The organism is Pseudomonas sp. TS_SC_3, from assembly GCF_056156225.1.
The window spans coordinates 3938741-3954698 of record NZ_CM149586.1 but is presented as its reverse complement, the minus strand read 5'-3'; the positions used below and the strand labels follow the sequence as shown (position 1 = coordinate 3954698).

Sequence of the window (15958 nt, the reverse complement as noted above, 5' to 3'; positions counted from 1 at the left end):
AAGTTTAGACAAATACTCCTGCGGATCAGCGCAGTTACGCGCTGGACTGCAGGTCACTCAGTTACGGGCCGCAAGCAAAGGCGGCATCGGGCAATCGAGAATATCCGCCACCGCGCGCATCAGCTCGGCCTCGGCGGCATTGATCTGGCCGTCATGCTCGATGCAGCGCGCCATGGCCTTAAGCAGCTGCGGTTTCTGCAACGGCCACAGCAGGCTCAGGCGCCGCAGCGCAGGTTCAAGCGCCGCTAAGTCACTGGCACTGGCCGGCAGCAGCTGGTCGAGCTGGAACGGCAGTTCGCTGCTGGCATGCTGGAACGCGAGCTGCGCGGCAGGCTCATCCACACCACCGGCGCGGGCCAGCAGCGATAGCACCACACAGGTTTCAGCGGCCAGTTCCGGCAGCTGGTAGCGGCTGGTCTGCGCGCGTACGCCTTCGACATTGCGCTCGATAATCCGTAGCAGGGTCCACTCCAGCAAGGCAACCCGACCATCGGCGCGAATCAGCATGGCCAGGTTGGCCTTGAGCGTGGCGAACTGATCGGCAGCAAGCTGTTTGAGTGCGGGCATGGCCAGGTCCAGCAGTGGCAAACGCATCCCCGGCGCCAGCTGACGCAGCGGCACGCGCAACTGCTCGAGCTGCGCGGCAACCTCGGCGGCGATACGCGGCTGCAGCAGCTGTAATTGCTGCACAGCTTGCGTCTCGACGGGGTCGAGCAGCAGGCCGTAGAGCAATGCCTGGGCGCCACTGCAACTGTGCGCAGCCTCACTCAGGGCGGTATCCAGATGCGCCAGGGCGCTACGCGCAGCCAGCAAATGAGTTGCCTGCGGATCGCCAATGGAGTCAATCGCCGTACTCGCCGAGGCTGCGCTCAGGCCCGGGACAAAGGCGCTCAGGTCACACGCATTGACGGCCGCATCGCTGGCAGCAGCCCCCGGCGTTGCCGCGCTGAGCTCTACCACATGCGGATAGCGGCCATCCCAGCCCGGCGTGATGCGGCGGATGCGCTGATCCAGGGGCGGATGGGTGGCCAGCATGCCGTCCAGCGCCTGGCTAACGCCCGCGGCAAAATACATATGGCTGAACTCGGCGGCATGCCCGGCCTGCAGTTGCGAGCCATACAGGTTGCCGCCGATCTTCTTCAAGGCTCCGGCGATGCTGTCTGGGTTGCGGGTGTACTGCACCGCCGAGGCGTCAGCGAGAAACTCTCGCTGCCTGCTCACAGCGGCCTTGATCAGGTTGCCGAAAAAGGTCCCGGCATAGCCCAGCACCCACAGCGTGACGCCAATGGCGAGCACGATCGCCACCGAGTTGTTACGGCTGGAACGGCCACTGCGCCCGTTGCTGCGCAGCAGAAAACCGCCAATCAGGCCGAGCAGCAGAATGCCGTGCAGCACCGACACCAGGCGCGTGTTGAGGCGCATATCGCCATGGAAGATATGGCTGAACTCATGGGCAATCACGCCCTGTAATTCATCGCGGCTGAGCTGACAGATCGCCCCACGGGTAATCCCGATCACCGCATCCAGCGGCGTCAGGCCGGCGGCAAACGCGTTGATCCCGGCATCATCGAGCACATACACCGGCGGCACGGAAGTGCCGGAGGCCAGGGCCATTTCCTCGACCACATTGAGCAGCCGACGCTCTTCGAGGTTCTGTGGCGACAGGTTGATCAGGCGCCCACCTAACCGCTCGGCAATCGCCTGGCCGCCACGGCTCAGCTGCAGCTGCTTGTACAGACTGCCCAGCAGCACCACACCGATCACCGCCAGCGCCACGCAACCCACCAGCGGCCAACTGGGCAGCAGGCTGCCTGGGCCCTCAAGCAGGCCCAGCGAACTCTGATCATTGCCGAACAGCTGCAAGATTGCCCCCAGCGCCAGACTGGTCAGGGTGATCAGGCTAAGCACCGCCAGCGCCATCAGAATCAGCAGACGCCCGCTGTTACGCCGGGCGCGATCCTGTTGCTCGAAGAAATTCATCGTGCCGAGCCCTTAACTTAGAACGACACCTTCGGCGCTTCCTGAATCGCCACGCTGTCGGCGAACTCCAGCAGGCTGGCGTCCTGAGCGTGACCGAAGCTGGCGGCCAGCAATACCGGCGGGAACGCCTGCTTGTAGGTGTTGTAGGCCATTACCGCATCGTTAAAAGCCTGGCGGGCAAAGGCCACCTTGTTCTCAGTGCTGCTCAACTCTTCACTGAGCTGCTGCATATTCGCCGAGGCCTTGAGGTCCGGGTAAGCCTCAAGCGTGACATTCAGGCGGCCCAGGGCGCTATTGAGCAACCCTTCCGCACCGCCCAGCTGCGCCATGCTCTGCGCATTGCCAGGTTGCGCCGCCGCGGCCTTAAGCCCAGTTACCGCATTATTGCGCGCGGCAATCACCGCCTCCAGGGTCTCGCGCTCATGGGCCATATAGCCCTTGGCGGTTTCCACCAGATTGGGGATCAGGTCATAACGGCGCTTGAGCTGCACCTCGATCTGCGCAAAGGCATTCTGAAAGCGGTTACGCAGGGTCACCAGCTGGTTGTAGATGCCAATCACGTAAAAGATCAGCGCGGCGACGACCGCCAGGAAAATCAGCGTGGAGATGGACATGGGGGAAATCCTTATCGCATGCGGGAGAGAAGCAGATGGTAGCGGAAAAGCGCAGGAGGAAATGTGCGACGGCAAGCTGCGCGTCACATACGATGTGCAACATTGACTGAGGCGAATGCCCTGCGACGTTATCGCTGCACAAATCTGAGGCCAGGCGGCATTCAGCGTCACGCACAATAGGTTCGTTAAGTCGAGAAGGGGTTACGGGCTGGCGAATGCCAGAACATGGCCAGAAGCACTGTTTAGCATCGCCCAGCGGTGGCGCTGAGGGTGGCGGCCATGGATGCAGCACGCAAAAATGTCGGGCGCGTTACTGCGCACAAGCTCAGAGGGGTGAAGCGCATAAATGAGCTGAGCTTAAAAAAGAAAACCCCGCTATTGCGGGGCTTTGCAGACTGTTTGCTGACATCCTTGATCCGCTTGCCATCCTGGCAGCTGTCCCACGTGTCCTTGTTGCTAATGTGCGCTTCCTGCGCGACGTCCTTGGTAAGCAGATTAGTCATCGCCCGGCACCGGGCATAGTGGCGATCCGCAGCACGCGATGTAAGCCAAAGCCTACATTGCAACACCGGTCACCAAGCAAGCGCTTGGCTTTATTTTGTGACGTGGGTTTTGTTAAGCTCAAACTTGTCTTACAAAAACAACAGACCCCGTCAACGGCGGTCACTGGGGCCACATATGCGCTCATTGTTTCTTGCCATTGGCTGCCTGGCAGCCAGCATCAGCCCACTTGCATCCGCCAATGGGCAAAACCAGCTTTCCGACCCCAAAGCCGCCGTGCAACTGTTCTGGAGCCAAGTCTATGGCCAGGGCGGCACAACGCTGTATTGCGGCAAGGCTTTTAGTGGGGCAAGCGGCCCGCTCAAAGCCAGCCCGGTGTACAGCAGCAAACAGCTGAAAAGCGCTCTGCGCTGCATCACCGACCGCCAGTGCGGCATCATGAACCCGCGCTACGCCTATATGGCGTCTGATCTGCATAACCTCTACCCGGCCCTGACTCGCGTCGAGTTGGTGCGGCGCAATGCGCAGTTCGGTGATTTAGACGACAGCGTGCCGAGTAAATTTGACGATATCGGCTGCGACATGAAAACCAGCTTCCAACTGGTAGAACCCCGTGACGAAGCCAAGGGCAACGTGGCGCGGGCGATTTTCTATATGCATGTTGAATACGACCTGCCTATTGTTGGCCAGGTGCAGGTATACAAGCAGTGGCACCAGATGGACCCACCAGACGCCGAAGAAATGGCGCGCAATGACACGATTGCCAACCTGCAAGGCACGCGCAATCGCTTTATTGATAACCCCGAGTTGGTCGAGCAGCAAATCAACAACTGATTGTGGCCACTCACACAGCTGTCGCTCCGAACCCAGGCACAAAAAAACCGGCTTTTAAGCCGGTTTTTTTGTAGGGCCAAACGTGCTTAGAACTGCGCCGCGTCGAGTAGGTACAGCGACTCGCTACCGGCTTTAACCGAAGCAGTCAGCGAGTGGATACGCGGCAACAGGCGGGCGAAGAAGAAACGTGCGGTGCCGAGCTTGCTCACGTAGAACTCGTCCTGATCCTGCTTGGCCAGTGCAGTACGGGCCATCAACGCCCACATGTAGGCGTAAGCGGTGTAACCGAACACTTGCAGGTACTCGACCGAGGCGGCACCGACCTCATTCGGGTTGGCCTTGGCGCGCGCCAGCAGGTCGCTGGTCATCAGTTCTAGGTTGGCGATGGCATCTTTCAGCGGGTTGACGAACTCTGCCAGCGAGGCGTCGGCGCTGTCGGTGAAGGCTTTGATCTCTTCAGCGAAGTGCTTGTAGAACGCACCGCCGCTACCGACCACTTTACGGCCGACCAGGTCGAGCGCCTGAATGCCGTTGGTGCCTTCGTAGATCTGAGTGATGCGGCAGTCGCGGATCAGCTGCTCTTGGCCCCACTCACGGATAAAGCCGTGGCCGCCAAAGATCTGCTGGCCGTGTACGGTGGTTTCCAGCGCCATGTCGGTGAGGAAGGCCTTGGCCACCGGCGTCAGCAGAGCGACCAGTTCTTCGGCGCGCTTGCGGGTGGTAGCGTCTTCACTGTACTTGGCGGTGTCGAGTTGCATGGCCACGTAGCTGGAGAAGGCACGGCCGCCTTCGTTCAGCGCTTTCATGGTCAGCAGCATCCGGCGCACGTCCGGGTGCACGATGATCGGGTCAGCGGCTTTATCTTTGGCCACTGGGCCGGTCGGTGCGCGGCTCTGGATACGGTCGCGGGCGTATTCCACGGCGTTCTGGTAGCTGCGCTCACCGAGCGCGAGGCCCTGGATACCAACACCCAGACGCTCGTAGTTCATCATGGTGAACATGGCGGCGAGGCCTTTGTTTGGTGCATCAACGATCCAGCCGGTGGCGCCGTCAAAGTTCATCACGCAGGTGGCCGAGGCCTTGATGCCCATTTTGTGCTCGATCGAGCCGCAGGACAGGGCGTTTTTCTCACCCAGCGAACCGTCGGCATTGACCATGACTTTCGGCACTAGGAACAGCGAGATGCCTTTCGGGCCAGCCGGCGCGTCGGGCAGCTTGGCCAGTACCAGGTGGATGATGTTCTCGGTGAGGTCGTGTTCACCGCCGGTAATGAAGATCTTGGTGCCGCTGATCTTGAAGCTGCCGTCAGCTTGCGGTTCGGCTTTGGTGCGGATTATCCCTAAGTCGGTGCCGGCATGCGGCTCGGTCAGGCACATGGAGCCGGCCCACACACCGGAATACATGTTCGGCAGGTATTTTTCTTTCAGCTCTTCGCTGGCATGAGCGTTGATCGACAGGCAAGCACCGGCGGTCAGCATCGGGTACAGACCGAACGACAGGTTGGCCGAGTTGACCATTTCCTCGACCTGCGCCGAGATCGCCTTGGGCATGCCCATACCGCCGAACAGCGGGTCGCCACCGACGCCTACCCAGCCGCCATCGGCGTAGGACTGGTAAGCCTCAGGGAAGCCGGCCGGGGTTTTCACCACGCCGTTGCTCCAGGAGCAACCTTCTTCATCACCGCTGCGGTTCAACGGAGCAATCACGCCGCCAGTGACTTTGCCAGCTTCTTCGAGAATGGCTGCGGCGGTGTCTTCATCGACCACTTCAGCCAGAGCCGGCAACTGGGCCCACAGCTTGGACACTTCAAACACTTCATTGAGCACGAAGCGCATATCGCGCAGGGGAGCTTTGTAGTCAGCCATGGGGCAAATCCTCGGATGAACCAGCAGGTATAAAGATGTGCGGGAGTCTACCCGAACAACTTTTTAGACACATAGCGTCGCGTAGTGACTGACAAGTCACTAATTGTCATTTATCCAGCCGCAACACAAAGCCCGCCGAAAGGCGGGCTTTGGCAGCCGTGCAGCCGCGGGTCAGAAGGCGAAGTGTTCCGCCGGCAAACGCATCAAGCATTCGCTGCCCGCCTCGGCACCCGACATATGGCTGGCGGTGCGCGGCAACAGCCGCTTGAAGTAGAACTCGCAGGTGGCCAGCTTGGCTTGGTAGAAGGCAGCATCGTCACTACCCGCCGCCAGCTTCTGCTCAGCCACCTCGGCCATGCGCAACCAGAAGTACGCCAGGATGACGTAGCCGGAGTACATCAAGTAATCCATCGAAGCCGCGCCGACTTCGTCCGGGTTCTTCATCGCTGCCATGCCAATCTTCTGCGTCAGGGCGCCCCACTGCTGATTCAGTGTGGCCAGTTGAGCGACATAGTCCTTGAGCTGAGGATGCTCGGCCTGGGCCTCGCAGAATTTATGCACAATTTTCGTGAAGCCGCGCAGCAGCTTGCCCTGGCTGCCGAGCACCTTGCGCCCGAGCAGGTCGAGGGCCTGGATGCCGTTGGTGCCTTCGTAGATCAGCGCAATCCGGCAGTCACGCACCAGCTGCTCCATGCCCCATTCACGGATAAAGCCATGGCCGCCGAAGACCTGCATGCCGTGGTTAGTCACCTCCAGGCCCGTCTCGGTCATAAAGGCTTTGCAGATGGGCGTGAGGAAGGCCAGCAGGTTTTCAGCCTCCTCGCGCTGCTCGGCGCTTGCACCGCTGTGCGCCTGGTCGATCAGCTGGGCGGTGAAGTACGCCAGCGCACGGTTGCCCTCATTCAACGCCTTCATGGTCAGCAGCATGCGCCGCACATCGGGGTGCACGATGATCGGGTCAGCGGCTTTTTCCGGAGCTTTGGGCCCGCTCAGCGCGCGCATTTGCAGGCGATCATTGGCGTATTTGAGTGCGCCCTGGAAGCTGGTTTCACCCAAGCACAGGCCCTGCATACCCGTGCCCAAACGGGCATGGTTCATCATGGTGAACATGCAGTTGAGGCCTTTGTTGGCCTCGCCGATCAGGTAACCGGTGGCGCTGTCGAAGTTCATCACGCAGGTGGCCGACGCTTTGATGCCCATTTTGTGTTCGATTGAGCCGCAGCTAACACCATTGCGCGCGCCAGCATCCCCCTGCGCATCGGGGAGGAACTTGGGCACGATAAATAGCGAAATACCGCGAGTGCCAGCCGGCGCGTCGGGCAGTTTGGCCAGCACTAAGTGAACGATGTTTTCGCTCATGTCGTGCTCGCCGGCGGAGATAAAAATCTTGCTGCCGGTGACCGCGTAGCTGCCGTCGGCCTGGGGCACGGCGCGGGTCTTGATCAGGCCCAGGTCGGTGCCGCAGTGGGCTTCGGTCAGGCACATGGTGCCGGTCCAGTTGCCTGCGGTGAGCTTGCTCAGGTAAATCTGCTTTTGCGCGTCGCTGCCGTGGGCATGGATCGCCGACATGGCGCCGTGGGTGAGGCCGGGGTACATGCCCCAGGACAAGTTACTGGAGCCGACCATCTCACTGATGATTAACCCCAACGAGGACGGTAAACCCTGGCCGCCGTAAACGGGGTCAGCGGACAAACCATTCCAGCCGCCTTCGACGTATTGAGCAAAAGCCTCCTTGAAGCCCTTCGGCGTGGTCACCACACCGTCGTTGATCTGGCATTCTTCCTCATCGCCAGAACGGTTCAGCGGCGCCAGCACCTGCTCGCAGAATTTCGCACCCTCGGCCAGGATGGCACTGACCATGTCCGGGGTGGCATCGCTGGCACCCATCGCGGCGTAGCCTGCTTGAAAGTCGAAGACCTCATTGATCAGAAACTGCATATCGCGCTGGGGGGCTTTGTATTCGGGCATGCCGGCTACTCCGTGATCGAGAATGTGGGTCAGCTCACTACGCTAAGCCTCACGCCTGACCACAACAATCACCTTGCGAATGCTGAATACACCGCCATTAGCTAACGCGCTGAGTCGCGAGCCGCGTCCAATTTGACCGCCCCGCGCCGCTGGCCATAACTGCGCACACAGTTACGCCCGGCGCTTTTGGCGTTATACAGCGCCTGGTCGGCAGCCTTGAGTACCTCTTCCGGGTTGCGCTGCTCCAGCCCGCGCTCGGCCACGCCCATGCTGACAGTTACCGACACCTGCTGCGCCGCGCTGCCCGCACGGCGCGCCCGGCCTTGCTTGTCATCCTGGGGGCGCTGCTGCTTGTCGCGTAACTGAATACGGTAGTTTTCGATGGCCTGGCGTATCGCCTCCAGATGCGGCAGGCATTCCTCGAGTGTTTTCCCGGGAAACACCAGGGTGAATTCCTCACCGCCATAGCGATAGGCTTTGCCACCGCCGCCGATCTTGCGCAGCTGAGCCGCGACGATACGCAACACCTGATCACCAACATCGTGGCCGTGGCTGTCATTGAATTTTTTGAAGTGATCAACATCGGCCATCGCAATCACATAACTGCGCCCCAGGCGCAGCAGGCGCTCGTTTAAAGCGCGGCGTCCCGGCAAGCCCGTGAGCTCATCACGAAAAGCCATCTGATAGGCCTCATGCGCCACGGCCACCAGCAGTATCAGCATGATCTGGCTGCTCATCACATTCAGCGCATTGGGCAGGATGAAGGTGTTTGGCAACATCCACAGCAGGCCACACAAGCCCACCAGCTGCGCCGCATGTAAAGGCCGCGGGGCGCGCAGGTACTGCACCAGCAACAGCATCAGCCCGAGGATAAACACAGGGTAGGCCAGCTGCACCAGCGTCAGCCATTCAACCTGCAAGGCAGGCCAGCGCACCCGCGACACCCACTGCAGCAAGGCCTGAGGAAAGCGCTGCGCCAGGCCCACTGACACGGCACCGACTGCGAGCAAGACGGCGGCTCGAGCAATCAGGTCCTGCAGCAGATGAGTGCGCTCTTGCCAGGCGGCGTAAAGGCTATAGAGCAGCGGCAACAGCAGGCTGCAGAGGTGAAAAATCAGCGCCGCATCGCTGCGCACCTTCCCCGTAGCGCGGAAATGATCGACCTGAGTATCGAGCAGAAAGTAGGTGAGGTAGAGCGTCAGCAGCAGGAAGACTTCACGCTGACGACCATAGACCAGACAAAACGCGCCGCCGAGCAACAGCAACAGAGTCGGCAACACATTGGACAATGACGCGAAAAACTCACTCAGCACCGCCAACCGCGCCAACAGCATGCCGCCGAGCAAAAGCAGCAACGAAGGCAGAAAGTGGCTGAAGCGCACAGCAGAGAAACGCGACAAGATAAGCCCCATATAGCGGCGAAAAGTAGTTAACAGCGTGCATTTTGCCTGCAACCAAGGCCTTTCGCACCTAAGTTGCTGGGCAACCTGACCGTTACCTAAGCCTTTGCGCATCGTTAATCGGGGTAAACCACAGGCATAAAAAAACCGCCACCCAAGGGGCAGCGGTTTTCTTGACCTGTAAAGGATGTGAGCTTAGTAGCCCAGGGCGAAGTTCTCTTCGGCCATGTCCATCAGGTTGTTGGCGCCAGACAGCATGGCTTCTACGTGCATACGGGTACGCGGCAGGATGCGGGCGAAGTAGAAGTTGGCGGTCTGCAGCTTGGCTTGGTAAAACGCCTCGTCTTCAGCGCCGGCCGCGATCTTCTCGGCAGCCAAGCGAGCCATGTCAGCCCAGAAGTAAGCCAGGCAGGCATAACCGGAGTACATCAGGTAATCCACCGAAGCGGCACCGACTTCTTCGCGGTCCTTCATGGCGGCCATGCCCACTTTCATGGTGATGTCGCCCCACTCCTTGTTCAGCTTGGCCAGCGGCTCGACGAGACCTTTGATGGCGTCGTTCGCTTCGTTGGTTTGGCAGAACTTGTGCACGATCTTGGTGAAGTTCTTCAGCGCGCCGCCCTGGGTCATCAGAACCTTACGACCCAGCAGGTCGAGGGCCTGAATACCGGTGGTGCCTTCGTACATCATCGAGATGCGGCAATCGCGCATGTTCTGCTCCATGCCCCACTCGGCGATAAAGCCGTGGCCGCCGTAGATTTGCATGCCATGGGAGGACGCTTCAAAGCCCACTTCAGTCATGAACGCCTTGGCGATCGGCGTGAGGAAGGCCAGCAGTTCGTCTGCAGCTTTCTTCTCAGCCTCGTCCTGGCTGTACTTGACGATATCAACCTGCTTGGCGGTGAAGTACACCATCGCGCGGTTGCCTTCCGCAAAAGCCTTCATGGTCAGCAGCATGCGACGCACGTCCGGGTGGACGATGATCGGGTCCGCGGCTTTTTCCGGCGCTTTCGGGCCAGTCAACGAACGCATCTGCAGACGCTCACGGGCGTACTTCAGGCCGCCCTGGAAGCCCAGCTCAGCGTGAGCCAGACCCTGCAGCGCAGTACCCAGACGTGCCGTGTTCATAAAGGTGAACATGCAGTTCAGGCCTTTGTTCGGCGGGCCGATCAGGAAGCCAGTGGCACCGTCGAAGTTCATCACGCAGGTCGCGTTACCGTGGATACCCATCTTGTGCTCGATCGAGCCACAGGTGACGGTGTTGCGCTGGCCCACTTCGCCTTCGGCGTTGGGCAGGAACTTCGGCACGATGAACAGCGAAATGCCTTTGGTGCCTTGCGGGGCGTCCGGCAGGCGAGCCAGTACGATATGGACGATGTTCTCGGCCATGTCGTGGTCACCCGACGAGATGAAGATCTTGGTGCCGCTGAGCTTGTACGTGCCATCAGCCTGAGGCTCGGCCTTGGTGCGCAGCATGCCCAAGTCAGTGCCGCAATGCGGCTCGGTCAGGCACATGGTGCCTGTCCACTGGCCCGATACCAGCTTGGTCAGGTAGGTATGCTTGTGCTCGTCGGTGCCGTGCTCGGAGATGGTGTTCATGCAACCGTGCGACAGGCCAGGGTACATGCCCCACGACCAGTTAGCGGTGCCGACCATTTCGCTGATCGCCAGACCCAGCGATTCCGGCAGACCTTGACCGCCGTGGTCAACGTCGTGTGCCAGGCTCGGCCAGCCGCCTTCAACAAACTGCTGATAGGCCTCTTTGAAGCCGGTAGGGGTTTTCACGCCTTCCGGGGACCAGGTGCAACCTTCGGTATCACCTACACGGTTCAGCGGAGACAGTACTTGCTCACAGAACTTGGCGCCTTCTTCAAGGATGGCGCTGACCATGTCTGGAGTAGCGTCCTGGCAGCCAGGCAGGCTCTGATAATGCGCTTCATAGCCGAGCAGTTCGTCGCGTACGAAACGGATATCACGCAAGGGGGCCTTGTAATCAGGCATAGCGGTTGACCTCTGCGGTGGATTCTTAGTGTGTAGGTGACCGGAAATTCGGTCGTTTCGGGAGTTATCCCGTAGCTCAGCTGCCTTTGGGCAACCAGGCCAATCAAACAAGCGTTTGAAACATACGTTTATGCCTATTTAATGTCAAGCACCCCCGTCGCGGCTCAGGCCACCAAATCAACGATCGGCACGGCCTCTTGAAAACCGCTCATCTGCCTGTACAGATCCAGGCCAGGCGCCGGCCGATTCTGCTGCCCAGGCGCCACGGCTTCACCCTCTTCGGCCGCCGTTACATCCTCCTCATTGTTCTGCACGCGCGCTTCGCTGGCGGCCTGCGCCTCCGCACGCTGTTGCTGCGCCAGCTGCACGCTAGCTTCAGCTTTTTGCGCCTGGGCTAACGCCGCCACCTGGCGGTCTTGTGCTGACGGTTCGGCAGGCGCTAGGGCCGCACGAATAACCACCTCCATCTTGGCCATCGTGGCTTCGGGGTCATTCGCTACGGGGCCAGTATCGATGCCCACCTCACCCGCCACCGCATAGCGCTTGCCATCCGGGCCGCGCTCATAGGTGTAGCTCGGCGCACTGGCATAGCGGCCGCCAATGGCCGCATGAGCCTGCTCATGGGCACGTACTTCCTGGTCACGGCTGGCCAGCTTGGTGATTTCCAGCTGTTCAAGACGCTGCTGCTGAGGGTCGCCCTCGCCGTCTTTACGCTGCGACTTCTCGGTTTTTGCCGGGGAGTCGGCAGGCTTATCAGCCTCTTCACGCGCCGAAGCCGATTGCTCATCATCCAGCGCTTGCGCAGCCGTCAGCGGCGCCTGGGCGGCGCGCGTGATGTCGGGGGATACATCGGGGGAAACGCTGGCCGAGGGGGATTTGGCCGGCAATAGGCTTGCTGCAGATGCAAGATAAGACGTTGCGCCACCGATTTGCATAAATCACACCTCGCCCCCGCAGCGCGTTGCACGCTTGGGCGTGAACGCTGCGGGGCGGGCGACTCAGGCCGTGGTGTCGATCAAGGTGCCCAGCACTTCATCAGCGGTTTTCACCACTTTGGCACCTGCTTCCGCTTCATTCTGACCTTGACGCAAAGCAGCCAGACTTTCTGCCAGATCGGGGCGATTTTGCTCGGCAGCGCTTGGCGTTGGGTTGACCTGATTGGCCGGCGGCGCAGAGGTTGGCTGCGGTTGCGGACCCAACGCATTGCTGGCTATATCCGCCGCCGCCTGATCAACCCGGCGCTGGCCGGACTGAAGGGTGCTGATACCCGAGTTAAACGCGCTTCCAGAAATTTCCATACCTAACCTCCTGCTGTCGCAGACTACTAACAGCATTGATTGAAGCAGAAATTGCGCAAAAAACGTACAAGCAAAAGGCTATGGCATTTCGCCTGCTTATAGCGGGCGGTGCAGAATATCGAGGTTGAGGTAGCTGGAAACCGCAGCAGGGCTCGCCTCGGCCAGGCGCGGCAAGTAGCCCAAGCAAGGCGCAGGTAACCGCTCGGCAAGCGTCGCCAAATTATCCTCGAGCCGCGAGGTGTGCGGATCAACCAGATTGGCCACCCAGCCCGCCAGCGGCAGCCCATCACGCAGAATGGCCTCAGCCGTTAACAACGCCTGATTGATGCAGCCTAGGCGCACGCCAACCACCAGAATCACCGGCAACTGCAGGGCAATCGCCAGGTCCGACAGCGTGGCATCCCCGGCCAGCGGTACGCGCCACCCGCCAGCGCCCTCAACCAGAGTAAAGTCCGCACGCTTATCCAGAATCGCCTGCACCGGCCCTTGCAGCGAGGCAACATCCAGCAACACACCCGCTTCACGTGCAGCCAGATGCGGGGCAATGGCCGGTTCGAAAGCCTGCGGATTGACCTCTTCATAACGCAGCGCAAGGGTGCATTCGCCCAGCAGCGCCAGGGCGTCATCATTACGCAGACCATCCGCAGTACGCACACAGCCAGACGCCACCGGCTTGGCTGCTGCAGTGGTCAGGCCCGCCTTTCGCGCCGCATGCAAGAGACCGGCGGCGATAGTGGTTTTGCCGATTTCGGTATCGGTGCCGGTGACAAAGAAAGCCGCACTCATCTAAAGAATCTCCTTACGCAACACGCCATAGACCACCTGGTAAGTCGCCGGTAGCCCTTGCGGTTGACGAAACTGCTCGTAGGCATTGAGCAGCGCCAGCATACGGGCGCGCCCGGTCAAACCGCCGGGCCGGCCCGGATTGAGGTTGTGCGCGCCGAGGGCTTTCAGCTCATGAGTCAGGCTGCGTACGTCGGCATAGTGCAGCGTTTGCGGTGTGACCTGCAGGCTTAGCAGTGCTAAACCGCTGCCGTCACACAGGCGCTGGTAATCCTCAAAACGGCGAAAACGATTAACGTGGACAAAACCATCCACCGCCTGCCAGCTGTCGCGCAACTCCTGCAGGGTGCCGACGCACAGGCTGCTAAACGCCAGCACGCCACCTGGGCGCAGCACCCGTGCTGCTTCGCCGAGCACGGCGGAGAAGTCCGCACACCATTGCAACGCCAGACTGGAAAACAGCAAATCGCAAGACTGATCGCGCAGCGGCAGGCGCTCGGCATCGCCGGCAATAAACTGCTGCGCACCGCCCAATGGCCGGGCGTGCTGCAGCATGCCTTCGGCGATATCCAGCGCTACGCCTTGGCTGGCCGGAAAGCGCTCGCCGAGGGCGCGGCTGAAGTAGCCGGTGCCGCAGCCCAGATCCAACCAGCGCGCGGGGCTGACCGAAGCAGGTAACTGCGCCAGCAGCTGCTGGCCAACATTGCGCTGCAAGGCGGCAACGCTGTCGTAGCTTTGCGCCGCACGGGAGAATGAGGCCGCTACTTGGCGCTTATCCGGCAGGCCGCCGTATGGGCCTTGGGCTAGATCAGTCATCACCGGCCTCATGCAAAAAACGCTGAATAGCCAGCGCAAGGTCATCGGGGCGCTCAAGGATAAAGGCGTGACTGGCGTGTTCGATCACGCCGACCTCTGCACCGGCCAGCCGATCTGACACGGCCTGAGAGACCGCTGCCGGTACCAACGCATCGGCACCGGCGAACAGGTGCAGCTGGGGGCCAACAACAGTTTGCAACGCCGCGCGTGTATCCAGCGCGGCCAGCACATCCAGCCCGGCCAACAGCGCAGAAGGTGGTGATAGCGGAGCTGCCGCCAACAATTGGCGCGACAAACCGCGTGCGTCAGCCGCACCCTGCGCACAAAGCAGAGCAAAGCGCTTCAAGGTCGCCGCCGCATCACGGGCGCAGCCTTGGTGAAAGGCGACAAAGGTTGCGTCTGCCATGGCCGTCGGCCAGCTTGGCTCAGCAACAAAACGCAGGTTGCTGGCCAGGGTTAGCACGCCGCGGCAACGTTCACCACGACGCGCCGCCAACTCAGCCGCCAGCATGCCGCCCAAAGACCAGCCGCCGAGCCAAGTACCCTGCGCTAACCTGGCGTCCAACTCATCCAGCCAATCGGCGCGGTCACTGGAGTCCAACAACGGCAGCGGTTCGAGCTCGATCTGCAAACGTGGATCGAGGCCGCGCAAGGCCTCTGCCAGCGGTTGCAGCGGCGCAGTACCCAGGCCCCAGCCGGGCAGTAGGATCAACCGATCACGCATGCTCAGCCCCTTTTCCCGTCAGCAGCGGCCAGCACTCGGCCAGGGCTTCCAGCAACAATTCAAGCTGTTCGAAGCCATGAGCGGCAGACAGCGTCACGCGCAGACGGGCACTGCCAGCCGGCACGGTGGGCGGGCGAATCGCGGTGACCAGCAGGCCGCGTTCACGCAGCATCTGCGACAGCTGCATGGCGCGGCCGCTGTCGCCGATCAGGATTGGTTGAATCGGCGTGGCGCTGTCCATCAGTTCAAGGCCGATGGCCTGCGCGCCTTCGCGAAAGCGCTTAATCAAGGCGTTCAAGTGCTCACGCCGCCAGTGTTCGCTGCGTAGCAACTGCAGGCTTTTCAGGGTCGCGCAGGCCAGGGCCGGCGGTTGGCTGGTGGTGTAAATGTAGGGCCGGGCGAATTGCACCAGAGTTTCGATCAAGTCCTCGCTGCCGGCGACAAAAGCGCCGGCGGTGCCAAAGGCCTTACCCAGGGTACCGACCAGCACCTGCACGTCGTCGACGCCCAGGCCGAAGTGCTCAACAATGCCGCCGCCGGTCGCACCCACTGGGCCGAAACCGTGGGCATCATCAACCATCACCCAGGCATTGGCGCGGCGCGCTTCCGCACACAGTGACGGCAGGTCAGCCAGATCGCCGTCCATGCTGAATACGCCATCAGTAACGATCAGGGTATTGCCGGTGACTTTGCGCAGGCGATTGGCCAGGCTAACGGCATCGTTGTGCAGGTAGCGTGAGAAGCGTGCACCGCTGAGCAGGCCAGCATCCAGCAGGGACGCGTGGTTAAGCCGGTCTTCCAACACGCTATCGCCCTGACCAACCAGCGCAGTAACCGCGCCGAGATTGGCCATGTAGCCAGTGGAAAACAGCAGTGCGCGCGGCCGACCAGTGAATTCCGCAAGCGCCTCTTCCAGCTCATGGTGCGGCGTGCTGTGGCCGATCACCAGATGCGATGCGCCGCCGCCGACGCCCCATTTATTGGCCCCAGCGCGCCAGGCTTCGATCACCTGTGGATGATTGGCCAGGCCGAGGTAATCGTTGGAACAGAAGGCCAACAACTGTCGGCCATCGACCGTAACCAACGGCCCCTGCGGTGACTCAAGCAGAGGGCGCTGGCGATAGAGGTTGGCGGCACGGCGCTCGGCGAGGCGAGTGGCAAGATCGAAGGGCAT

The 15958-nt window shown here is 61.0% G+C and carries 13 protein-coding genes; 1 reads left to right on the top strand and 12 read right to left on the bottom strand.

Annotated features, from left to right (window positions below):
- Nucleotides 1–57: 57 nt before the first annotated feature.
- Both AC0J6G_RS18620 and AC0J6G_RS18615 read right to left on the bottom strand, forming a co-directional pair.
- Complete coding sequence (locus AC0J6G_RS18620) at nt 58–1980, bottom strand: M48 family metallopeptidase (protein WP_475250315.1); 1923 nt, start codon at nt 1978–1980, stop codon at nt 58–60.
- Between the two features lie 17 nt (nt 1981–1997).
- On the bottom strand, nt 1998–2594 hold the full coding sequence (locus AC0J6G_RS18615; protein ID WP_475250313.1) for a LemA family protein: 597 nt from the start codon (nt 2592–2594) through the stop codon (nt 1998–2000).
- 678 nt (nt 2595–3272) lie between these two features.
- Between AC0J6G_RS18615 and AC0J6G_RS18610 the strand changes: the two genes are divergently transcribed.
- Nucleotides 3273–3929 carry an endonuclease I family protein gene (locus tag AC0J6G_RS18610; RefSeq protein WP_475250311.1) on the top strand — a complete coding sequence of 219 codons (657 nt, stop codon included), beginning with the start codon at nt 3273–3275 and terminating at the stop codon, nt 3927–3929.
- 86 nt (nt 3930–4015) lie between these two features.
- On the opposite strand, the gene AC0J6G_RS18605 is transcribed toward AC0J6G_RS18610, so the two are convergent.
- From AC0J6G_RS18605 to bioF, 10 genes are all read right to left on the bottom strand, one after another.
- Nucleotides 4016–5794 (bottom strand): acyl-CoA dehydrogenase C-terminal domain-containing protein, encoded by a 1779-nt coding sequence (locus AC0J6G_RS18605; RefSeq protein WP_475250309.1) that lies wholly within the window; start codon nt 5792–5794, stop codon nt 4016–4018.
- 171 nt (nt 5795–5965) lie between these two features.
- A complete protein-coding gene (locus AC0J6G_RS18600; protein WP_475250307.1) occupies nt 5966–7762 on the bottom strand; it encodes an acyl-CoA dehydrogenase C-terminal domain-containing protein in 1797 nt (598 codons plus the stop codon).
- A 101-nt stretch (nt 7763–7863) separates the two neighbouring features.
- Nucleotides 7864–9162, bottom strand: a complete 1299-nt coding sequence (locus tag AC0J6G_RS18595) for a GGDEF domain-containing protein (RefSeq protein WP_475250305.1) — start codon at nt 9160–9162, stop codon at nt 7864–7866.
- 195 nt (nt 9163–9357) lie between these two features.
- Nucleotides 9358–11163: a phenylacyl-CoA dehydrogenase gene (locus AC0J6G_RS18590; RefSeq protein ID WP_475250303.1), complete on the bottom strand. Its 1806-nt coding sequence runs from the start codon at nt 11161–11163 to the stop codon at nt 9358–9360.
- A gap of 164 nt (nt 11164–11327) precedes the next feature.
- Nucleotides 11328–12098 (bottom strand): putative metalloprotease CJM1_0395 family protein, encoded by a 771-nt coding sequence (locus AC0J6G_RS18585; protein WP_475250301.1) that lies wholly within the window; start codon nt 12096–12098, stop codon nt 11328–11330.
- 63 nt (nt 12099–12161) lie between these two features.
- Nucleotides 12162–12461 carry a hypothetical protein gene (locus tag AC0J6G_RS18580; RefSeq protein WP_475250299.1) on the bottom strand — a complete coding sequence of 100 codons (300 nt, stop codon included), beginning with the start codon at nt 12459–12461 and terminating at the stop codon, nt 12162–12164.
- A gap of 96 nt (nt 12462–12557) precedes the next feature.
- Complete coding sequence (gene bioD, locus AC0J6G_RS18575; protein WP_475250297.1) at nt 12558–13247, bottom strand: dethiobiotin synthase; 690 nt, start codon at nt 13245–13247, stop codon at nt 12558–12560.
- A complete protein-coding gene (bioC, locus tag AC0J6G_RS18570) occupies nt 13248–14060 on the bottom strand; it encodes a malonyl-ACP O-methyltransferase BioC (RefSeq protein WP_475250295.1) in 813 nt (270 codons plus the stop codon).
- Nucleotides 14053–14784, bottom strand: a complete 732-nt coding sequence (locus AC0J6G_RS18565) for an alpha/beta fold hydrolase (RefSeq protein WP_475250293.1) — start codon at nt 14782–14784, stop codon at nt 14053–14055. The genes bioC and AC0J6G_RS18565 overlap by 8 nt, the downstream gene beginning before the upstream one ends.
- Nucleotides 14777–15958: an 8-amino-7-oxononanoate synthase gene (gene bioF, locus AC0J6G_RS18560; protein WP_475250292.1), complete on the bottom strand. Its 1182-nt coding sequence runs from the start codon at nt 15956–15958 to the stop codon at nt 14777–14779. Before bioF ends, AC0J6G_RS18565 begins: the two co-directional genes overlap by 8 nt.